Below are 20,777 nucleotides of genomic sequence, written 5' to 3'. Positions count from 1 at the left end.
CCCTATTTGATTAGAATAAAGCTCGTTTTTAACCGCTTTTAAGAATGGATTACAATCTTTAAATGGATTTTAAAAGGGTTTTAACCCCTTTTAGCTTCTATAAGCAATCTAAATAAGACGCATTAAGAGAATGAAGTGCATTAGAAAATTATTTCTAATTTTCTAATGTTATTAAGATTTTTTAGGATTGGCTTCGGTTACCCTAATCGTTCTGCCCATAAAATCCGTATTGTCTAATTTAGCGATTGCTTCGCTAACGCCCTCTTCTTGCATTTCTACAAAGCCAAAACCTTTAGGTTTCTTCGTTTCTCTGTCATAAATCAGCTTGACATTAAAAACTTTGCCAAATTGACTGAAAAGCTCCTTGACTTGCTCACTGGTAGCGCTATAAACCAAATTCCCTACATAAATGTTTTTCAAGATAAAATTCTCCGGTAAAAAAATGACAACATACCCATAAGAATATGAAAAAGTTATAAAAAAGTAACACTTCTAAAACCCAAACACATCCAAAACAGAAGTATGGTGGATTTTATCTAATGATTGCTTAAAAAATTATAAAAGCTATTAAAATTGGGTATTGATAATAAAATAGAACTTACACAAGCAAGCGGTAATTTTAAAAAGCGTTATCAAAGAATAAGCATGGTTTCAAAACCACCCCCCTATCCTTTTAAAAGCTTTACCATAAAACAAAGTTTTAAAAACAATATTAAAGCCAAACAAAAATATTTATTTAATGCCCCTCATCGGTTAAAACAGCCCCTGCCAAATACACATAAGTAAGGATCATGAAAACAAAAGCTTGCAAAATCCCCATGAAAAACAAAACCATAAAGGGCGCTACAGGAATAGCCCAAGGCACTAATAAGAGCATGATGAGTAAGAACATGTCATCGCCCTTGATATTCCCAAACAAACGAAACGATAAAGACACGATCCTAGAAAAATGTGAAATGATTTCAATAGGGAACATGAAAGGCGCGAGCCACTTCACAGGACCTGCAAAATGGGCGAAATATTTAAAAAAGCCTTGCACCCTAATGCCTTCAAAATGGTAATAAAAAAACACAATCAGCGCTAAAACCAGCGTAAAACTCCAACTAGCCGTGGGGGATTCAAAACCAGGAATGATGCCTATCATGTTAGAAAAAAAGACATACAAAGCGATCGTGCCAGCTAGGGGGAAGTATTTGCGGGCCAATTCTTCGCCTATAATATCCTTAGCCACGCTTAAAATCGCGCTAATAATGCTTTCATACACATTTTGCAAACCCATAGGCACCATCTGCATTTTGCGCGATGCACCAAGAGAAATGAAAAACATTAAAACCGCTGTCAAAACAACGAAAAAACCGGTGATAAAATCATGATTGGAGCTAAAAAAATTAGCAATAGTAAATACTCTGTGTTCCATGAAAAAGTTTCTCTAAGCCTTATTGAAAATTTTCTTAATTGTAGCAATTAAGTTTTAAAAACTCATTAAACCAAGCTTTTTAACGAGTTTTTTAACGATTTGTCTTGCTTTCTTTTAAAATTCACCCATAATAATTAGGGGCTTCTTTAGTAATATCCACGCCATGCACATGGCTTTCTTTCAACCCCGCGCTAGTGATTTCTACAAATTCAGCGTTTTGATACAATTCCAAAATATTTTTCGCCCCCTGATACCCCATAGAAGAGCGCACGCCCCCCACTAATTGGAAAATCATATCTGAAACCTTACCACGATAAGGCACACGCCCTTCAATGCCTTCAGGGACTAATTTTTCACTCGCTACGCCCTCTTGAAAATACCTATCAGAACTCCCTTTAGTCATAGCCCCAATGCTGCCCATGCCCCTATAACTTTTATATTGCCTCCCTTGATAGATCATAAAATCCCCAGGAGATTCTTCTGTGCCAGCGAGTAAAGAGCCTATCATCACGCTTGATGCCCCTAAAGCCAAAGCTTTAGCCACATCGCCTGAATAACGGATCCCTCCATCTGCAATCACAGGAATATCAAATTTAGACGCCACTTCTACGCAATTATCAATCGCGCTCACTTGAGGCATTCCCACTCCAGCCACAATCCTAGTGGTGCAAATGCTTCCTGGCCCAATCCCCACTTTAATAGCGTCCGCTCCCGCGCTAATCAAATCGCTTGTGGCCTCTTTAGTTACCACATTCCCTACAATCACATCCACCATCAAGCTTTTTTTAATCTCTTCTAAAGTGTGTAAAATATTCGCCGAATGCCCATGCGCGCTATCCAACACCAACGCATCCACCCCAGCCTTAACTAACATTTCAGCCCTATCTAGTTGCCCCACTCCAATAGCCGCCCCCACTCTTAATCTCCCAAAATCATCTTTATTGGCCTCAGGGTATTCAATGCGTTTTTGAATGTCCTTGATCGTAATCAAGCCTTTTAGAACATTATCTTTATCCACAATAGGCAATTTTTCAATCTTATGCTTGTGCATCAAATCGCTCGCTTCATCTAAACTAATGCCCACATGAGCGGTAACTAAAGGCATTTTAGTCATCACATCGCCCACTTTTTTACTCAAATCCGTTTCAAAACGCACATCTCTGTTGGTTAAAATCCCAATCAATAACCCCCTATCATCTACCACAGGCACGCCTGAAATCTTGTAATTATCCGCTATAGCCTTAGCGTCCGCTAGCGTTTTGTGCGCGTGGATAAAAATAGGATCATTAATCACCCCGCTCTCACTTTTTTTCACCTTAGCGATTTCTTTAACTTGCGTTTCAATGTCCATGTTTTTATGCACAATGCCAATCCCCCCAAGGCGCGCCATAGCGATAGCGGTTTTATGCTCCGTAACCGTATCCATAGCCGCACTAATAAAGGGGATATTCAAACGAATGTTTTTAGTCAAGCGAGATTTTAAGCTCACATCTTTAGGTAAAACGCTAGATTTTCTAGGCACCATCAACACGTCTTCAAAAGTCAAAGCTCTTTGTAAAATTCTCATTTTGTATCCTTAATCTAATTTTAAATCCAATTCCTGCTCTAAAGCGTAGGAAACATCTAAAAGGCTTTGCTCATCAAAAGCCTTAGCAATGAATTGCATCCCTATGGGCAAGCCTAAAGGATCTTTAGCGACCGGCAAAGAAAGGGCTGGCAAACCGCTCAAATTCGCTCCGATCGTGTAAATATCGCTCAAATACATTTCTAAAGGGCTTGCATGGTAGTTGAATAAGTGGGCGGTCGTGGGAGCTACAGGAGTGAAAATCAAATCCACTTCTTCAAAAATCTTGTTGTATTGCTCTTTGATTGTCAAACGCATTTGTTGGGCTTTCAAATAATAAGCGTCATAATACCCGCTGCTTAAAACAAAATTCCCTAACATGATACGGCGCTTCACCTCATCGCCAAAACCTTCACTGCGGCTTTTAAGATACAATTCTTTCAAATCTTTAATATTTTGAGCCCTTCTCCCATAACGCACCCCATCAAATCTAGCCAGATTGGAGCTCGCTTCAGCCATGCTAATAATATAATAGATCGAGATTTGATAATGCGAATCCAACATCTTTTTTTCTACAATTTCATGCCCCATTTCTTTCAAGGCTTTAAGGGTGTTTTCATAAGCGAGTTGCACTTCATGGCTCGCATCTTTAATGTGATCCCTTAAAATAGCGATTTTAAAGCGTCTGTCTCTGTTAAGATTTTTAAAAGTTTGCGTGGGTTTGAGATTCGCGCTCGTAGAGTCCTTACTATCATACCCGCTAATTGCATCAAACAAAATAGAAGCGTCCTCTACATTTTGCGTGATAGGCCCGATTTGATCAAAACTAGAACAATATGCAATCAAACCATAACGGCTCACTCTCCCATAAGTGGGCTTTAACCCCACACACCCGCAATAGCTTGCTGGCTGCCTAATGGACCCGCCCGTATCGCTCCCTAAAGCCGCTACTGCTAAGCCGCCGGCCACCGCTGCCGCACTCCCCCCGCTACTCCCTCCAGGCACTCTGTTTTTATCTCGTGGGTTTTTAGTGATGCCATAGCAACTAGACTCCGTGGTGCTTCCCATTGCAAACTCGTCCATGTTAGAAAGCCCAAACCCTGCCATGCTGTTTTGGTGCAAGTTTTCAATCACGCTCGCACAATAAGGGGCGACATAGCCTTTTAAAATCTTACTGGAGCAAGTAATCTCCCACCCCTTGACGCTGATATTGTCTTTAATAAGGATAGGCACACCCTTAGCACTAGCGCCATTAAGACTAGGGGCTTTAATGTAAGCGTTCAAATCTGAAGCTCTAACCTTAGCGTCAATTTCGTTTTTAAGGGTTTCTAATTCATCTTGGGATAAAGAAAGGGCTTGTTTTAAAGTGATCATGTTTTAGCCTTACAAAAAATTTAATGGTAGTTTAACATGCTTACACACAAAACGAGCTTATAAGAGCGTTTTTAAAAAACATTCAACTCGCTTGTTTAAATCTTTTAAACTAGAACTATTGTCTATAACATAATCGCTCATGGCGCGTTTTTGCTCTATATCCATTTGGCAATTTAATCGTTGCAAGATTTCAGTTTCTTTGAGTTTGTCTCGCTCTAAAAGGCGCTCAATTTGTAAAGCCCTAGGCGCATAGATTAAAACCACTTTACTCACAGGGTAGCGCTCTTTTCCCCCCACTTCAAAAAACAAAGGAATGTCTAAAAAATACGCTTGGTGGTTTTTTTCTAATTCGCGCGCTTTTTTGAGCATGCATTCACGAATCAAGGGGTGCAAAAAATCCTCTAGCCATTTTAACTCCTTAGAGTCTTTAAACACGATCGCGCCAAGTTTTTTTCTGTCAAGAATATCCTTTTCTAAAATACTTGATCCAAAATGTTGGGCGATCTCTAGCCGATGCTCTTGCAACAATTGATGGGCGATTTTATCCGCATCTAAGATTTCATAGCCTTGCGATTGCAATAATTTAATGGTGGTGCTTTTACCGGTGCCTATCCCCCCTGTGAGAGCGATAGCGTTTTTTAAAACCATTTTAAGATTTGATATTCTCTTTAAGGATTTCTTGTAGATTTTTAGGGAGAGCGAATGCGGCCCTGTGAATGTCTTCATTATAGTATCTCACGCTTTTTAGCGCTTCTATTTTTGGTGCGATCAAATCTTTTAGGGGGTGGGTTTTTAAAGATGCATAAATATAACCCTTATTGCTCAAAATCCTTAAAGGCGCTACAAAAGGCATGACAACAGAAAAAAACTCGCCCATGTTTTTAAGGGCGTTTTGCATGCTCACATGCTCTAATAACGGGTGTTTGGCTACCGAAATGAACACGCCATCTTCTTTAAGCATTCTTTTTAAACCATCAATTTTATGCTTGTCCGGCTCTTGCAAGCAAAGAATTAAATCGTATTTTTTAATGTCTAAATCTAAAAGTTGTTTGGCATGCGTGAAATTCTTATTGTTTTTCACTTCATGGAAATGGGGGAAAAAACTAATAAAACTATCCAAGATCTTTTCATCTGCTTGCACAAAATCCACATGCGCATCGTATCTAAAAAGCTGGTGGACCAATTCCAAATCAAACCCATCTACAATCAAAACTTCTTTAAGCTCTTTTTTAGTGCAACCCCCCATATGAGCGAGCAATTCGCTTTCAATATGCAAAAAATTCTTGAACAACAACTGGCGGTTGAGCATTGCAATCTCGCCAAAATCCTTAGATTTAAAAATCTCTAAGATATTATGCTCGCTTCTAACATCTAATAATTTCGCTTCTATGGTGTATTCTTTACGCAAATACGGCGTGATTTCTTGGGTGATCCACATAAACATTCCTTACTTTTTAACAATATCCATGCCTTTGAAACGCTAACATGCTACCCAAAAAAATCTAAATTGTCGTAATAAACGCCCTAACTTCCCTTAAGGCATTCTAAAAAGAGTTCCGTATCGCTCTTAAAACGCTCTTTTTTAAAATCCAAATCAATGCTGATGGCTTTATGCTGGCTGTCTAATTTATCGGTTGAATGCTTTTTTAACACCATTTGACACTTTGAAATCTCAATGGCGTCTAAAGCCTTATCCCCTATCGCCCCTATCGTATAAAAATCATCGCTCTTTTTTTCTAACAAAAAGGATTCATAAAAAGGCCTTAAACTCAAATCGCTGTTATTGGTGGTATAAACATACGAAGAAATTTTGCCCTTAAATTGCGCGATTTGCGTTTTAGTGTCATTAAAAGTGAAAGTTTGGATCTGGCGATCTTTATCGTTTTGATCTTTTAAAAAACGCTTCAAGGCTTTGGATTTGATTTCTACCAACCATTGATCCCCTTCTTTACTCATCACAATATCCCCATTCTTTAAGGGGTAGAAATCTTGTTGGGAGTATTCAATGAGTTTTGGATTTTTTGTTTTTCTTTTTGGTTTGTAAAGGAACGGGTTTTTTATATCATTATTGGCATTGTTGGTGTTGTTATGGGGATCATTTTGGTATAAGGGCGGGTTTTTTTCATTATTATCGCTTGGCTCATTCAATAAAATCACAGAAGTTTCATGGTTAAAAGAATCATCTCCATCTTTAGTCAGTTGGAAAAAAGCGTTTCTTTCCTCTATAGGCTGATACACCATGTTTTGTAAAAAAATCGTTTCGCTAAAGACTTCATAATCCGAATCCACATAGCTAGGGCGTTGAGAGCCGTCATTTTCTTGCTCTTGGGCTTTTTTTTGCAACTTAATAAACCTCTCTTGCGAGCAAGCTAAAAAGCATATTAAAATCATTATTACCACGCCTATTTTTTTGACTAAAAACAATGCTAGACCCTTATTTAAGCTTTAAATAACTATAATATTGTAATCTAATTTTGATTAAATTGAAGCGATAAAAAAGATGAATACAAGCCATAAAACTTTAAAAACCATTGCGATTTTAGGCCAGCCTAATGTGGGGAAAAGCTCACTATTTAACCGCTTGGCTAGAGAAAGGATCGCTATCACTTCAGATTTTGCAGGCACTACACGAGACATTAACAAACGAAAAATCGCATTGAATGGTCATGAAGTGGAATTACTAGATACAGGGGGCATGGCTAAAGACGCTCTTTTGTCTAAAGAAATCAAAGCCCTTAATTTAAAAGCCGCTCAAATGAGCGATTTGATTTTATACGTTGTGGATGGCAAGTCTATCCCTAGCGATGAAGACATCAAGCTTTTTAGAGAGATTTTTAAGATCAACCCTAACTGCTTTTTAGTGATCAATAAAATTGATAACGACAAAGAAAAAGAGCGAGCTTATGCGTTTTCTTCTTTTGGCATGCCAAAGAGTTTTAATATTTCCGTTTCGCACAATAGAGGCATTAGCACGTTAATTGATGCAATATTGAGGGCTCTGGATTTAAACCAAATCATAGAGCAAGATCTGGATGCGGATATTTTAGAAAGCTTAGAAAATAACGCACCAGAAGAAGAAACTAAAGAAGAAGAAATCATTCAAGTAGGCATCATTGGGAGAGTGAATGTGGGCAAAAGCTCGCTTTTAAACGCGCTCACGAAAAAAGAAAGGAGCCTTGTCTCTAGCGTGGCTGGCACTACTATTGACCCCATAGATGAAACCATCCTCATAGGCGATCAAAAAATCTGCTTCGTGGATACCGCTGGCATCAGGCATAGGGGTAAAATTTTAGGCATTGAAAAATACGCCCTAGAACGCACGCAAAAAGCCTTAGAAAAATCCCACATTGCGCTTTTAGTTTTAGACGTGAGCGCTCCTTTTGTGGAATTGGACGAAAAGATCAGCTCCTTAGCGGATAAACACTCTTTAGGCATCATTCTCATTTTAAACAAATGGGACATCCGCTACGCCCCTTATGAAGAGATCATGGCAACCTTAAAAAGGAAATTCCGCTTTTTAGAATACGCCCCTGTGATCACAACCAGCTGCTTAAAAGCGCGTCATATTGATGAAATCAAGCATAAAATCATAGAAGTCTATGAGTGTTTTTCCAAACGCATTCCCACAAGCTTGCTCAATAGCGTGATTTCTCAAGCCACTCAAAAACACCCCTTGCCAAGCGATGGAGGGAAATTAGTGAAAGTGTATTACGCCACGCAATTTGCCACCAAACCCCCTCAAATCTCTCTTATAATGAATCGCCCTAAAGCCTTGCATTTCAGTTACAAACGCTATTTGATCAACACCTTAAGGAAAGAATTTAATTTTTTAGGCACGCCTTTAATCCTTAACGCTAAAGATAAAAAAAGCACCCAACAGAATTAAATTTTTTATGCATTAAACCCCCTTAAAAAAGCGTTTTTGCTTGATTTATCTTTAGGATTTGATTATAATTACCGCTCAATCAGTCAAGCTAAGCGATTAAACCGCTTGGTTTTAGCATCTATTAGAAAAGGGGTTATCCACATGAACAAAGCGGAATTTATCGATTTGGTTAAAGAAACGGGTAAATACAACAGCAAAAGAGAAGCCGAAGAAGCGATCAGCGCCTTTACTTTGGCGGTAGAGACAGCTTTAAGCAAGGGTGAGAGCGTGGAGTTGATCGGTTTTGGCAAATTTGAAACCGCAGAGCAAAAAGGCAAAGAGGGTAAAGTTCCAGGAAGCGATAAAACTTATAAAACCGAAGACAAACGAGTACCTAAATTCAAACCCGGTAAAATCCTTAAACAAAAAGTTGAAGAAGGCAAGTGAATTTGATCCACTCAGCAAGGGGCTTATCAATAGATGGTAAGCTTCTTGCTTTCTTATAAAATGTCCTTGTAGCTCAGCTGGATAGAGCGTATGATTCCTAATCGTAAGGTCGTGGGTTCGAATCCCGCCAAGGACACCATTCGCATTATTTTTACTATTATAGGAATTTAAAAAAATTTTATTTTATTTCCAATCTTATTTAAAAAATATTCAAAGCATTTTTTGCAATTAAAAAGATCTTGCAAAAATCAAGCCATAATCTCTTAAAAAAGCGCTCTTTAGGGGGTTTTAGTTGTGGGTTGTAGGGAGGAATTTTTCAAAATGCCTCCTACCCCCTTAAGAAATGAATTTAAAAATCAAACTTAAAAAAATGAGTTTTATCATCAAATAAAATCTTAAAACGATAAAATCAAGCCATTAAAATCCCTTTTTTTAAAAAATTGAGTGATCCCTATTAAAAATTTAGGAAAGCCAAAAAATAAATCATAATCCCCTAGAATTTAAATTAAAACCCACTAGCCTTATAAGCTTAATAAGAATATTCCGCATGACAAATCCCTTCAAAAATGATATAATAGACCTGATGAACTCATTTTAAGGAAAATGCCCATGCGTTTGCACACTGCCTTTTTTGGTATCAATTCATTGCTTGTAGCCACTCTTTTGATAAGTGGTTGCAGTCTTTTTAAAAAGCGTAACACTAACGCCCAGTTAATCCCTCCTTCAGCTAACGGCTTGCAAGCCCCCATTTATCCCCCAACCAATTTCACCCCCAGAAAGAGCATTCAGCCTCTCCCAAGCCCTCGCCTTGAGAATAACGATCAGCCCATTATTAGCTCTAATCCCACTAACGCTATCCCTAACACCCCCATTCTCACGCCTAATAATGTCATTGAATTGAACGCAGTGGGCATGGGCGTGGCTCCAGAATCCACCATTTCGCCCTCTCAAGCCTTGGCTTTGGCCAAGCGGGCGGCTATCGTTGATGGCTACCGCCAATTGGGTGAAAAAATGTATGGTATTAGGGTGAACGCTCAAGACACCGTCAAAGACATGGTTTTACAAAATTCCGTGATTAAAACCAGAGTCAATGCTCTCATTCGTAACGCTGAAATCACTGAGACCATCTATAAAGACGGTTTGTGTCAAGTGAGCATGGAGCTTAAATTAGACGGCAGGATTTGGTATCGTATTTTGAGCGGAGCGAGAGGATAAACTCTCTTACTCTATAATCATGCGGTATTTTAGAAGTGCTTTTTTATTATTTTTCATGACGCTTTTTTTTGTCTCTTGCTCCAAGCACCCTTTTTCTAAGCAAACCCCCAAAACTAGGGAGCAAATCAGACAAGAAGAAGCCAATAAAAAAAGAGAAGAGACTTTGAATGCCTTGCGCCAATTCAGGCTTATTTATATTAACACGCCGGTTTTTCGCTTTTACGATTACGGCACGATTAAAACCGATAAAGACCATAATATTGAAGTAACCCTTTACAAGCTCAGCCAAAGAGTGGGCGATATTTATATGACTAAACGAAACATTTGTTTTAGTCAAAAATGTTCGGCTAAATGGATTGCTGCAAGGGATTTGTTTGGTAAGGTGAGCTATGGGGATTTGTTTGATGACATTGTTTTAGGGAGGGATATTTTTAAAGGCTTAGGGAAACGCCACTTAACCCCTGAATACGTGATCCAAAGGTTTCAAAAAAGCGGGGAAATTATCCTTTATGAAAGAAAAAATGGTCTGATTTCTTTCCAAAATTTGACACAAAAAATTGCTATTAGGATTGAACCCTATGAGCCTTCTTTGCAAGATTTAGAAGATAATGAAAACGCTGATAGCGAGCTTCAATGAAAAACTTTTACCCACTTTGTTGTTTTAAAAAGCTCAAAAAATGCCATTTAATCGCTCTGAGCCTGCCCTTGCTTTCTTATGCCAATGGCTTTAAAATCCAAGAACAAAGCCTAAATGGCACGGCTTTAGGCTCGGCGTATGTCGCTGGGGCTAGGGGGGCTGATGCTTCCTTTTATAACCCAGCGAATATGGGCTTTACTAACGATTGGGGTGAAAACAGAAGCGAATTTGAAATGACCACCACCGTGATTAACATTCCGGCCTTTAGCTTTAAAGTCCCTACGACTAATCAAGGCTTGTATTCGGTTACGAGTTTAGAAATTGATAAAAGCCAACAAAATATTTTAGGCATCATCAACACTATAGGGCTTGGCAATATCCTTAAAGCGCTTGGCAATACGGCCGCTACCAATGGCTTATCACAAGCAATCAATCGTGTTCAAGGGCTTATGAATCTAACCAATCAAAAAGTCGTAACCCTCGCTTCAAATCCTGATACTCAAATCGTGAATGGCTGGACAGGAACGACTAATTTTGTCCTACCCAAATTCTTTTATAAAACTCGCACGCATAACGGCTTCACTTTTGGGGGGAGTTTCACCGCTCCTAGCGGACTAGGCATGAAATGGAATGGTAAGGGGGGGGAATTTTTGCATGACGTGTTTATCATGATGGTAGAGCTTGCCCCTAGCATGAGCTATACTGTTAATAAGCGTTTTTCAGTGGGTGTAGGCTTAAGAGGGCTTTATGCGACTGGGAGCTTTAACAACACCGTTTATGTGCCTTTAGAGGGCGCTTCGGTTTTGAGTGCGGAACAGATTTTAAATTTACCCAACAATGTTTTTGCCGATCAAGTGCCAAGTAATATGATGACTTTATTAGGCAATATTGGCTATCAGCCAGCGCTTAATTGCCAAAAAGCCGGTGGGGATATGAGCGATCAGAGCTGTCAAGAGTTTTATAACGGCTTGAAAAAAATCATGGGTTATAGCGGTTTAATCAAAGCGAGCGCCAATCTTTATGGCACAACTCAAGTCGTGCAAAAATCTAACGGGCAAGGCGTATCAGGGGGCTATAGAGTGGGTTCGAGTTTGCGTGTGTTTGATCATGGCATGTTTTCTGTGGTGTATAATTCTTCAGTTACATTCAACATGAAAGGTGCTCTAGTGGCTATCACCGAGCTTGGCCCTTCTTTAGGGAGCGTTTTGACTAAAGGCAGCTTGAATATCAATGTTTCACTCCCTCAAACTCTTAGCCTGGCCTACGCCCACCAATTTTTTAAAGACCATTTAAGAATAGAGGGGGTGTTTGAGCGCACCTTTTGGAGTCAAGGGAATAAATTTTTAGTAACCCCTGATTTTGCGAACGCCACTTACAAGGGCTTGAGTGGAACAGTGGCTTCACTAGACTCTGAGACGCTTAAAAAAATGGTAGGCTTAGCGAATTTTAAAAGCGTGATGAACATGGGGGCTGGCTGGAGGGACACCAACACCTTTAGATTAGGGGTAACTTACATGGGCAAAAGCTTGCGTTTGATGGGCGCTATTGATTATGATCAAGCCCCAAGCCCCCAAGATGCGATAGGTATCCCAGATTCTAATGGCTATACCGTGGCTTTTGGGACGAAATACAACTTTAGAGGCTTTGATTTGGGCGTAGCGGGGAGTTTTACTTTTAAGAGCAACCGCTCCAGTTTGTATCAATCCCCAACCATTGGGCAATTGAGAATCTTTAGCGCTTCCTTAGGCTATCGCTGGTAAAACATGCCAAATCATCAAAACATGCTAGACAACCAAACGATTTTAATCACCGGAGGCACTGGGAGTTTTGGCAAATGCTTTGTTCGTAAGGTTTTAGACACCACCAACGCTAAAAAAATCATCGTTTATAGCCGAGATGAATTAAAGCAAAGCGAAATGGCCATGGAATTTAATGATCCTAGGATGCGTTTTTTTATCGGCGATGTCAGGGATTTAGAGCGCTTGAATTACGCTTTAGAGGGCGTGGATATTTGTATTCATGCCGCCGCGCTCAAGCATGTCCCTATCGCTGAATACAACCCCCTAGAATGCATTAAAACCAATATCATGGGAGCGAGCAATGTGATTAACGCATGCTTAAAAAATGAAATCAGCCAGGTCATCGCTCTAAGCACCGATAAAGCCGCTAACCCCATTAACCTCTACGGCGCAACCAAATTGTGCAGCGATAAGCTCTTTGTGAGTGCGAATAACTTTAAAGGCTCTTCTCAAACGCAATTTAGCGTGGTGCGCTATGGTAATGTGGTGGGGAGCCGTGGGAGCGTGGTGCCGTTTTTTAAAAAATTAGTCCAAAACAAAGCGAGTGAAATCCCCATCACCGATATCCGCATGACACGATTTTGGATCACCTTAGATGAGGGGGTTTCTTTTGTGCTTAAAAGCTTGAAAAGAATGCATGGGGGTGAAATTTTTGTGCCTAAAATCCCTAGCATGAAAATGACTGATCTCGCTAAAGCCCTAGCCCCCAATACCCCTACTAAAATCATCGGCATTCGCCCGGGCGAAAAACTCCATGAAGTGATGATCCCTAAAGATGAAAGCCATTTAGCCCTAGAATTTGAAGACTTTTTCATCATTCAGCCCACTATAAGCTTCCAAACGCCTAAAGATTACACGCTCACCAAACTCCATGAAAAAGGCCAAAAAGTCGCCCCCGATTTTGAATACAGCAGCCATAATAATAACCAATGGCTAGAGCCTGATGATTTGTTAAAATTACTATGAATTTTTTAGAAGATTTGTTTTACCCCTTAAGATTATTAGAAAACAAGCGCGTTTTATTGCTCGTGAGCGGATCTATTGCGGCGTATAAATCCCTAGAATTAACGCGCTTATTGTTTAAAAGCGGGGCTAGTATCCAAGTGGTGATGAGTAAGGGCACGAAAAAATTCATCAAACCCTTAAGTTTTGAAGCTTTGAGCCACCATAAAGTCTTGCATGATCGTAATGAAAAATGGTATTACAACTACCAAAACAAATTGCACCATAACCACATCGCATGCGCTGCTAATGCTGATTTACTCATCTTTGCCCCTTTAAGCGCTAACAGCTTGTCTAAAATCGCTCATGCTTTAGCGGATAATATCGTAAGTGCGACTTTTTTAGCTTGCGCTTCCCCTAAAATCCTAGCCCCTAGCATGAACACTAACATGCTCAATTCCCCTATCACTCAAAGTAATTTAAAACGCTTGAAAGATTCCAACCACATTATTTTAGACACGCAAAACGGCCTTTTAGCATGCGACACTAAAGGCGATGGGGCAATGGCTGAGCCTTTAGAAATCCTTTTTAAAGCCGCTCAAACGCTCTTAAAAGACGCTTATTTTGAAAACAGAGAAGTCATAATCATGGGCGGGGCGAGCGTGGAAAAGATTGACAGCGTTCGAACGATTAGCAATCTTTCTAGCGGGATTCAAGCGAGCGCATTAGCCCTAGCGTTATATTTTAAGGGAGCCAAAGTTACTTTGATTGCATCAAACTTCCCCACCCCTTTGCCTAAAGAAATCGCAAGCGTTTTAGTCAGCGACACCGCTTCTTATGAAAACGCCTTAAATAGCGCCGCTAAAAACCTGCAAAAGCATGCCTTAAAACCCCTACTCTTCAATTTAGCCGCCATTAGCGATTATGTGCCTAAAACTTCTTTTAACCATAAGCTTAAAAAAAGCGAAATCGGCGAAACCCTAAACATTGAATGCGTTCAAAATAAGGATTTACTGGCTTCTGTCAATCCTAACCAATTCGTTAAAATCGGTTTTAAAGCTGAAGACGATCAACAAAACGCCATGCAAAATGCACAAAATCTTTTAAAACCTTTTCAAGATAACGGCAAGGATTGCTCCATGGCTGCTTTGAATCTCATTAAAGATTCACGCCCTTTTGGATCATTAGAAAATGAATTGTGGCTTTTTAGCCATAAAAAAACCCAAAAAATCCCTTCTATGAACAAATTAGAAGCGAGCTTTAAAATCCTTGATTTTATCAAAGAGAACGCCCTTTAATGCTAGAAGCCCTAAACGCCCTAAACCAGCTTAACGCTCTTCATTCCAAAAACGCTGCGCACCACTTTAACGCTACCTTACCCATTCTTTTAAAGGTTTTAGAAAAACAAGATAAAGATCTTTTTCTTTTGCAAGTGGGTAATAGGATTATCCCCACCAAAAGCGAACAGGAATTGAAAATCAATCAGCCTTATTTTGCGACCATGCAAAGAAACCAACTGGGCGATATTGTGCTTAAAAATTTAGTGCCTGCCCCAAAAATCTTAGACGCATTAAACGATTTGCCCGCTATTGAAATGAAACAAATCAAAGAAATATTGAGCGCCAAAGACAATACCCCTTTAAAAGAATACAAAGAACTTTTGAGCGAAAAATTAATCCATGCTAAAAATCCGCAAGAGTTTTTGAATACAGCCAACATGCTTTTGAGCTTGCAATCGCAGGTTTTAAGCTTCGTGGTTGAAAACGAACGCAAAAAAGCCTTTTTGCAAGTGAAAGCCAAAAAACAAAGCGTTGATTTTTACGCTCTGTATCCTAACTTGGGCGAAATTGGCGGCGTTATTTATTTGAAGGAAAAAGAAAAACAACTTTTTTTAAAAACCACCCTCCAAAGGACTAAGGAGGTTTTAAAAGAGGCTCAAAACACCCTTTTAGGCTTTTCTTTTGTGGAAATCGTGTGCGAAAAAACCCCCATGCTTTTTGCTTTTGAAGAGCGTTTATTGGACACGATAGGGTAGAAAAATTTTCGTTGTGGGATTTTAGAATCCCTCACGAATTTTTAAAAGTGTTTCAATTGCTAAGGCTTTATCTTTGGCTTGCGTGATTGCGCTAATGACGGCGATACCCCCATATTCGCGCAATTTTGAAGCGTTATGCATCGTGATGCCCCCAATCGCTATGAGGGGTTTTTTTACCCCGCTATCGTGTATTTTTTTCAAAAGCTCTACGCCTACAACTTGTTTAGCGTCTTTTTTAGATGGTGTGGGGAAAATAGGGCCTACCCCTAAATAGGCTACGCCATCTAAATGGCACGCTTTTAGGGCTTGCTCTAAAGTGTTGACGCTCAAACCTATAAATTGGCGCTTTTGGCATAAAGTTACTACCTCTTCTATGGCCATGTCTTCTTGCCCCACATGCACGCCATCAGCCTTTAATTCTAGCGCGAGTCGCACCTCATCATTAATAATAAAAGGCGTGCCGTATTTTTTGCATAATTTTTGACACTCTAGGGCTAATCGTTTGATTTGAGTAGGATCTTGTAAGGCTAAATCGCCTTTTTGGCGGAATTGAAACGCTGTGATTTTAGATTTTAAAGCTAATTCTAAAGTCTCTAAAAGCGCGTTTATCCTATCGTTTTTGCCGCCCTTTATGTGGTAGAAGTCTTGCGAGCCAGCCACAAACATGAGTTTCAAACAATCCGCATCAAACATGCTTTTTAACGCTCCACAAATTCAAAGGCCCATGCCCATGCCCAATGTTTAAAGGGTTTTGAATGATAATAGTTAAAAGCTCTTTAGCCTTTGTGATAGCGTTTTTTAAATCCAGTCCTTGAGCGAGTAAGCCCACAATCAAGCTAGATAGAGTGCAACCCGTGCCATGCGTGTTTTTCGTGTTAAAGCGCTTGGCGTTTAGGATAAATTCAATATCTTCTAAAAACACCCAATCGTTGCTGAATTCCCCTTGAAAATGCTCTGTATGCCCCCCTTTAATCACAGCATTTTTAACGCCTAAATCCCTTAAAACACCCATCGCTTTTGAAGCGCTTTTATCATCTCGCACTTGAACGCCTGTGAGCGCATAAACTTCAGGGAGGTTAGGGGTTAGTAAATTGGCTTTAGGTAAAAGGCGTTTTTTTAAGCTTAAAATCGCCTCTTCTTCTAAAAGCAAAGCCCCATTTTTTGCCACCATCACCGGATCTAAAACGCACAACCCAAAATCACAAGTTTCTAAAGTGTCCGCCACGCATTCAATGATTTGATTATTGCATAACGCTCCTATTTTGAACGCTTTGATAGAAAAATCATCTCTAATGGCTAAGATTTGCGCTTTCACGCTCTCAACGCTCAATGGATAAACCCCATGCACGCCCTGTGTGTTTTGCGCGGTGATGCAAGTGATCACGCTTGTCCCAAACACGCCCAAAGTTTGGAACGCTTTCAAATCGGCCTGTATCCCAGCGCCCCCACCGCTATCGCTACCAGCAATGCTTAAAACTTGCGGATAAATTTTCACAACTCTTCCTTAATGAGGCTATTTTCTAACTCTATGGGCAAGCTTAGAGCGTCTAAAAAATAAAACAAGAACGAACCATTAGAGCCGTTATTTTCCAACACTTTTTTTTGTGCACTAAAAGCGGCTTGTTTATAGAAAGCGCAAAGTTGCGCCATAGAATCTAGGGGGTCTTTTTTCAAACCTAAAAAGCTCGCGCACGCTGCTGTATGCAAACACCCAGCCCCAGTAATCACAGCCAAATACTCGCTCCCCCCAGTAATACTAAAAACTTTTTTCCCATCGCTCACGTAATCTATTTTACCCGTCATTACCGCTATCACAGAATACTTTTGAGCCGCTCGTTTGATTATTTCTATAGGCGTAGCGGAATGCTTGGAATCTAACCCCTTACTTTCGCAAGAAATACCCACTAAAGAGCCTAATTCAGCAGCATTACCCCTAAGCGCGCTAACCCCACCACTTTTCAAAAGCTCTAAACTGGTGTCATAGCGCAAAGCACTCGCTGAACACCCCACAGGATCTAATACGATGGGTTTATCCAAAGCCTTGTAACATTTGATAGCCTCTTTAGCGCATAAAATAGCGCGTTCATTGAGGGTGCCAATATTAATAGCGAGCGCGTCAGAAATTTTTGCCAAATCTTGCATTTCATCAATCGCATCACTCATTAAAGGCGATGCCCCTAAGGCTAATAAACCATTAGCCACAAATTGCGCCACCACATAATTGGTGATATTATGCACTAAAGGGCGTTTTTGGCGTAATTCTTTCAACACCACAAGCCTCCTTAAAATTTCTTTTATTTTACAAAAAATCCATTAAACGGCGCTTTTTTTGAGTTTTAATACAAAAGCGTTCATGAACTATTTTCCATTAACCTCATCTTTTTTAACCCCATTCTTTTTAAATATAGCGCTAGTGAGATCGCAAAAGCGGTGGAAAAAGCGAGAAAGGCTTGCAGCGACTTTTTCTTTCACCTCTGCATAGCGCGAGCTGAACATGGAGGGTTTTTCCTCAATGATTTTAGGGAATTCTGTCCCGCTGAAGCTGATTTCGCCCCCTTTAAAGGCATGCTGCATGAACGAATAGGCTTTTTCTTCATTCAAGCGGTTTTCTTCTATGATATTTTGGAATTCCTCTTCTCGTTTTTGGTGGATATAGCTTTGAAAATATTCATGGACTTTTTGATCCTGGCTGTTGTATTGGTCAATGAAATCCATGATCAAATCTTTTTTATTCCTTAATTCTAGGCTGGAGTTAATGACAGGCTCTATTTTGTTTTTAACGCCTTGGATCTCTAAATGATGCTCTTTAGCGAACTCTTCAATCAAGTTTAAAATATAGTCAATATTGACTTCCACTTGCTTAATGAGTTCAATTTCAAAAATCAAATCATCGTTAATCTCTTCTTTATCCCCTCTTTTTTCTGGCCTCATTTCATCGTAAAAATCAAGGTATTTGCTTTGATAATCTTGAAAATCCCTAGGACTGATGTAATCGTCTTTATTAAAATTTTCAAAACTATTTAAAATATTTTCTAGTTTCAAAATCTTGCCAAAAAGCTTGATAAAATCCTTTTTTTGGCTTTCTGAAATGATCGGCTCTTTTAGGGGGAAATCGGTTAAAAGCCTTTTGATTAAACCCTCATAGCCCTCGTATTCTTTATTCTCATCAATATAGCCTTTCAAATAATCTTCATATTTCCTTAATAGCGCAATAGTTTGAGTGTCCTTGTTGCCAAAAAGCGTGAGCGCATCATTCAAATCCTTTTCTAAATCCCTAAAACACACGATATTCCCATGCGTTTTAACGCTGTCTAAAATGCGGTTAGTCCGTGAAAAAGCTTGAATTAGCCCATGGTATTTCAAGTTTTTATCCACCCAAAGGGTGTTAAGCCTAGTAGCGTCAAACCCGGTAAGAAACATATTCACCACCATTAAAAGATCGATTTTACGCTCTTTCATTTTTTGAGAAAGATCCTTATAATAGCTTTGGAATTTTTGATCCGAAGTGTCAAAAGAGGTGCCAAACCTTTCATTATAATCCGCAATCGCGCCCTCTAAAAAATCCCTTGAGCCTTTGTCTAGCCCAACGGTGTTTTCATTGTTTTCATCTTCTAATGCATCAAAATCTTCATTAGGGCTATAACTAAAAATCGTAGCGATTTTAAGGTCATGTTTTTCTTCTTTAAAGGCTTGGTAGTATTTTTTCAGCATTTCTATGTTTTGGCATGCCAAAATGGAATTGAATTTTTTATTTTTAGTGGTTTGATTGAAACGCTCTAAAATGCATTTAGCGATTTCTTTGATTCTCCTACTATCTAAAAGTGCGTTTTTTTCATCAACCGCTCTAACCTCTTTATCTTTAATGTTTTCTTTAGCTTTAATGGTGTTGTGGTATTCCACCCTAAAGGGCAAGACATTTTTATCCCTGATCGCATCAATAATGGTGTATTGGTGGAGGCGTTTCCCAAATTTCTGCTCCGTCGTGCCTAACGGGTTGTTTTTATCGCAATTGTCTTTAACAATGGGCGTGCCGGTGAATCCAAAAAGATGGTATTTTTTAAACGCTTTGGTGATGATTTGATGCATTGAGCCTAATTGACTCCTGTGGCATTCATCAAAAATCATCACGATTTCTTCATTGAAGATCGCATGCCCTTTAAGGTGCGATTTAACGAATTTGTCTAATTTTTGGATCGTGGTGATAATGATTTTAGCGTTAGAATCTTCTAGCTGTTCTTTTAAAATCTTGGTGCTGGTGTTAGAATTAGCGCAATCTTTTTGGAATTTATCGTATTCTTTCATGGTTTGATAGTCTAAATCTTTCCTGTCCACCACAAACAAAACTTTTGCAATGTGTTCTAATTCTTTGGCTAAAGTCGCGCTTTTGAAACTCGTTAAAGTTTTACCGCTCCCTGTGGTGTGCCAAATATAGCCTCCGCTTTGGCTTTTCCCATAAGTTTTATGATTATGCGTGGCTTTGATTTTTTCTAAAATCCTTTCTGCTGCCACGATTTGATAAGGCCGCATCACCAATAAAACCTCATCGCTGGTAAAAACGCAATAGCGCGTTAAAACGTTCAAAAGGCTATGCTTTGCAAAAAACGCCTTAGTAAAATCCATTAAATCTTCAATATTGCAATTCTGGCTATCCGCCCAATAATTCGTGAATTCAAAAGTATCGGCCTTGTTGTTTTTCTCAATTTGCACCATTCTTGTGGTGTTTGAATAGTATTTACTACTCGTGCCGTTACTGATGACAAAAATCTGCACGAACTCAAAAAGCCCGTCTTCAGCGCTAAAACTATCCCTTTTATAGCGCTTGATCTGATTGAACGCCTCTCTGATCGCCACGCCTCTTTTTTTCAATTCCACATGCACTAAAGGCAAGCCATTCACAAGGATGCTCACATCATAGCGGTTCGCATACTTCCCCCCTTTATTGCTGTATTGGTGGATCACTTGCAAGGCGTTTTTATGGATATTTTTCTTATCAATGATTTTAATGTTTTTGGTTTTCCCGTTCTCAAGGGTTAGATTAAAAATCGGATCTTCTTGGATCTTTTTCGTTTTCGCTTTGTAATCATCGTTTTTATTAGCGATGAATTGAGAATAAAGAGTGTCCCATTCTTTGGGCGTGAAATGATGATGGTTAAGCTTTTCTAACTGCTCTTTTAAATTCTCTTTCAATTCTTTTTCATTGTGGATGTTTTTAAATGCATAGCCTTGTTTTTCTAAAAGCGCGATAAATTCCCTTTCTAATTGCGCCTCGCTCTCATAAGCGCTTTTCCTTTCATTATCGCTATGAAATTCTGCTATTACCGTGCTTTCATTGCTTTCTGCGATCGTTTCGTAATTCATGTTATCCCTTGTTTTGGAGCGCTTTGAAAGTCAATAATTTTTCTCGGTAATACTCGTATTGCTTTTTTCGCGCTTTTATTTCGGCTGGGATACCGGCTTGCAAATCGGTGGTTAAGGCCAAAAA

General features: G+C 39.5%; 19 protein-coding genes, 1 tRNA gene and 1 pseudogene. 9 read left to right on the top strand and 12 right to left on the bottom strand.

Translation table 11 applies throughout. The features are described 5' to 3' along the window. Positions 1–171: 171 nt before the first annotated feature. The 7 genes from QT74_RS05030 to QT74_RS05000 form a co-directional block, all read right to left on the bottom strand. Positions 172–420 carry an RNA-binding protein gene (locus tag QT74_RS05030; RefSeq protein ID WP_000790557.1) on the bottom strand — a complete coding sequence of 83 codons (249 nt, stop codon included), beginning with the start codon at positions 418–420 and terminating at the stop codon, positions 172–174. A 316-nt stretch (positions 421–736) separates the two neighbouring features. Beyond that, on the bottom strand, positions 737–1,417 hold the full coding sequence (locus QT74_RS05025; RefSeq protein ID WP_001948654.1) for a F0F1 ATP synthase subunit A: 681 nt from the start codon (positions 1,415–1,417) through the stop codon (positions 737–739). Positions 1,418–1,538: 121 nt separating this feature from the next. After that, positions 1,539–2,984: an IMP dehydrogenase gene (guaB, locus tag QT74_RS05020; protein WP_033765121.1), complete on the bottom strand. Its 1,446-nt coding sequence runs from the start codon at positions 2,982–2,984 to the stop codon at positions 1,539–1,541. A 9-nt stretch (positions 2,985–2,993) separates the two neighbouring features. Then, on the bottom strand, positions 2,994–4,355 hold the full coding sequence (gene gatA / locus QT74_RS05015; RefSeq protein ID WP_033765119.1) for an Asp-tRNA(Asn)/Glu-tRNA(Gln) amidotransferase subunit GatA: 1,362 nt from the start codon (positions 4,353–4,355) through the stop codon (positions 2,994–2,996). Positions 4,356–4,412: 57 nt separating this feature from the next. Further along, on the bottom strand, positions 4,413–5,003 hold the full coding sequence (gene coaE / locus QT74_RS05010) for a dephospho-CoA kinase (RefSeq protein ID WP_033765118.1): 591 nt from the start codon (positions 5,001–5,003) through the stop codon (positions 4,413–4,415). Between the two features lies 1 nt (position 5,004). Then, complete coding sequence (locus tag QT74_RS05005; protein ID WP_033765116.1) at positions 5,005–5,793, bottom strand: spermidine synthase; 789 nt, start codon at positions 5,791–5,793, stop codon at positions 5,005–5,007. 86 nt (positions 5,794–5,879) lie between these two features. Further along, a complete protein-coding gene (locus QT74_RS05000) occupies positions 5,880–6,779 on the bottom strand; it encodes a hypothetical protein (protein WP_033765114.1) in 900 nt (299 codons plus the stop codon). Between the two features lie 76 nt (positions 6,780–6,855). Here QT74_RS05000 and der point away from each other — a divergent pair, with 76 nt between their 5' ends. The 9 genes from der to QT74_RS04955 all read left to right on the top strand — a co-directional run bounded on the left by der (position 6,856) and on the right by QT74_RS04955 (position 15,295). Beyond that, on the top strand, positions 6,856–8,241 hold the full coding sequence (gene der, locus QT74_RS04995; RefSeq protein WP_033765112.1) for a ribosome biogenesis GTPase Der: 1,386 nt from the start codon (positions 6,856–6,858) through the stop codon (positions 8,239–8,241). 141 nt (positions 8,242–8,382) lie between these two features. After that, positions 8,383–8,667, top strand: a complete 285-nt coding sequence (locus QT74_RS04990; RefSeq protein WP_024114927.1) for an HU family DNA-binding protein — start codon at positions 8,383–8,385, stop codon at positions 8,665–8,667. A 62-nt stretch (positions 8,668–8,729) separates the two neighbouring features. Then, positions 8,730–8,806 (top strand) — tRNA-Arg (locus QT74_RS04985). A 470-nt stretch (positions 8,807–9,276) separates the two neighbouring features. Further along, a complete protein-coding gene (locus QT74_RS04980) occupies positions 9,277–9,882 on the top strand; it encodes an LPP20 family lipoprotein (protein WP_001236611.1) in 606 nt (201 codons plus the stop codon). Between the two features lie 19 nt (positions 9,883–9,901). After that, complete coding sequence (locus QT74_RS04975; RefSeq protein ID WP_001268719.1) at positions 9,902–10,519, top strand: HP0838 family lipoprotein; 618 nt, start codon at positions 9,902–9,904, stop codon at positions 10,517–10,519. Then, positions 10,516–12,279: an OmpP1/FadL family transporter gene (locus QT74_RS04970; RefSeq protein ID WP_033765110.1), complete on the top strand. Its 1,764-nt coding sequence runs from the start codon at positions 10,516–10,518 to the stop codon at positions 12,277–12,279. Before QT74_RS04975 ends, QT74_RS04970 begins: the two co-directional genes overlap by 4 nt. Positions 12,280–12,300: 21 nt before the next feature. Continuing rightward, positions 12,301–13,284, top strand: a complete 984-nt coding sequence (gene pseB / locus QT74_RS04965; protein WP_033765173.1) for a UDP-N-acetylglucosamine 4,6-dehydratase (inverting) — start codon at positions 12,301–12,303, stop codon at positions 13,282–13,284. Next, complete coding sequence (gene coaBC, locus QT74_RS04960) at positions 13,281–14,558, top strand: bifunctional phosphopantothenoylcysteine decarboxylase/phosphopantothenate--cysteine ligase CoaBC (protein ID WP_033765108.1); 1,278 nt, start codon at positions 13,281–13,283, stop codon at positions 14,556–14,558. Before pseB ends, coaBC begins: the two co-directional genes overlap by 4 nt. Next, entirely contained in the window at positions 14,558–15,295 is a 738-nt protein-coding gene (locus QT74_RS04955; protein ID WP_033765106.1) for a hypothetical protein, read from the top strand. The genes coaBC and QT74_RS04955 overlap by 1 nt, the downstream gene beginning before the upstream one ends. 21 nt (positions 15,296–15,316) lie before the next feature. Here the strand turns inward: QT74_RS04955 and thiE are convergent, their stop codons facing one another. The 5 genes and pseudogenes from thiE to QT74_RS08200 form a co-directional block, all read right to left on the bottom strand. Beyond that, positions 15,317–15,988, bottom strand: coding sequence for a thiamine phosphate synthase (gene thiE, locus QT74_RS04950; protein ID WP_033765104.1), 672 nt, complete (start codon positions 15,986–15,988; stop codon positions 15,317–15,319). Continuing rightward, a complete protein-coding gene (gene thiD, locus QT74_RS04945; protein ID WP_033765103.1) occupies positions 15,981–16,790 on the bottom strand; it encodes a bifunctional hydroxymethylpyrimidine kinase/phosphomethylpyrimidine kinase in 810 nt (269 codons plus the stop codon). Before thiD ends, thiE begins: the two co-directional genes overlap by 8 nt. Continuing rightward, positions 16,787–17,566 carry a hydroxyethylthiazole kinase gene (gene thiM / locus QT74_RS04940; protein ID WP_033765172.1) on the bottom strand — a complete coding sequence of 260 codons (780 nt, stop codon included), beginning with the start codon at positions 17,564–17,566 and terminating at the stop codon, positions 16,787–16,789. Before thiM ends, thiD begins: the two co-directional genes overlap by 4 nt. Before the next feature lie 87 nt (positions 17,567–17,653). Then, on the bottom strand, positions 17,654–20,653 hold the full coding sequence (locus tag QT74_RS04935; RefSeq protein ID WP_033765101.1) for an HsdR family type I site-specific deoxyribonuclease: 3,000 nt from the start codon (positions 20,651–20,653) through the stop codon (positions 17,654–17,656). Between the two features lies 1 nt (position 20,654). Next, a pseudogene (locus QT74_RS08200) lies at positions 20,655–20,777 on the bottom strand (restriction endonuclease subunit S); the annotation flags it as partial.

Origin of the sequence: Helicobacter pylori SA213A (assembly GCF_000476275.1) — a bacterium.
GTDB classification, from domain to species: domain Bacteria; phylum Campylobacterota; class Campylobacteria; order Campylobacterales; family Helicobacteraceae; genus Helicobacter; species Helicobacter pylori_CL.
Note: the sequence above shows the minus strand (reverse complement) of the source record. Positions and strands in the feature narration are given on the sequence as shown.

What these genes read in the sequence shown, in the direction of transcription:
- QT74_RS04980 (WP_001236611.1), top strand. Translation starts at nt 9,277, where the DNA reads ATGCGTTTGCACACTGCCTTTTTTGGTATCAATTCATTGCTTGTAGCC.
- der (WP_033765112.1), top strand. Translation starts at nt 6,856, where the DNA reads ATGAATACAAGCCATAAAACTTTAAAAACCATTGCGATTTTAGGCCAG.
- guaB (WP_033765121.1), bottom strand. Translation starts at nt 2,984, where the DNA reads ATGAGAATTTTACAAAGAGCTTTGACTTTTGAAGACGTGTTGATGGTG.
- QT74_RS05025 (WP_001948654.1), bottom strand. Translation starts at nt 1,417, where the DNA reads ATGGAACACAGAGTATTTACTATTGCTAATTTTTTTAGCTCCAATCAT.
- QT74_RS04970 (WP_033765110.1), top strand. Translation starts at nt 10,516, where the DNA reads ATGAAAAACTTTTACCCACTTTGTTGTTTTAAAAAGCTCAAAAAATGC.
- QT74_RS04990 (WP_024114927.1), top strand. Translation starts at nt 8,383, where the DNA reads ATGAACAAAGCGGAATTTATCGATTTGGTTAAAGAAACGGGTAAATAC.
- QT74_RS05005 (WP_033765116.1), bottom strand. Translation starts at nt 5,793, where the DNA reads ATGTGGATCACCCAAGAAATCACGCCGTATTTGCGTAAAGAATACACC.
- gatA (WP_033765119.1), bottom strand. Translation starts at nt 4,355, where the DNA reads ATGATCACTTTAAAACAAGCCCTTTCTTTATCCCAAGATGAATTAGAA.
- coaBC (WP_033765108.1), top strand. Translation starts at nt 13,281, where the DNA reads ATGAATTTTTTAGAAGATTTGTTTTACCCCTTAAGATTATTAGAAAAC.
- thiE (WP_033765104.1), bottom strand. Translation starts at nt 15,988, where the DNA reads ATGTTTGATGCGGATTGTTTGAAACTCATGTTTGTGGCTGGCTCGCAA.
- QT74_RS04955 (WP_033765106.1), top strand. Translation starts at nt 14,558, where the DNA reads ATGCTAGAAGCCCTAAACGCCCTAAACCAGCTTAACGCTCTTCATTCC.
- pseB (WP_033765173.1), top strand. Translation starts at nt 12,301, where the DNA reads ATGCTAGACAACCAAACGATTTTAATCACCGGAGGCACTGGGAGTTTT.
- QT74_RS04935 (WP_033765101.1), bottom strand. Translation starts at nt 20,653, where the DNA reads ATGAATTACGAAACGATCGCAGAAAGCAATGAAAGCACGGTAATAGCA.
- coaE (WP_033765118.1), bottom strand. Translation starts at nt 5,003, where the DNA reads ATGGTTTTAAAAAACGCTATCGCTCTCACAGGGGGGATAGGCACCGGT.
- QT74_RS04975 (WP_001268719.1), top strand. Translation starts at nt 9,902, where the DNA reads ATGCGGTATTTTAGAAGTGCTTTTTTATTATTTTTCATGACGCTTTTT.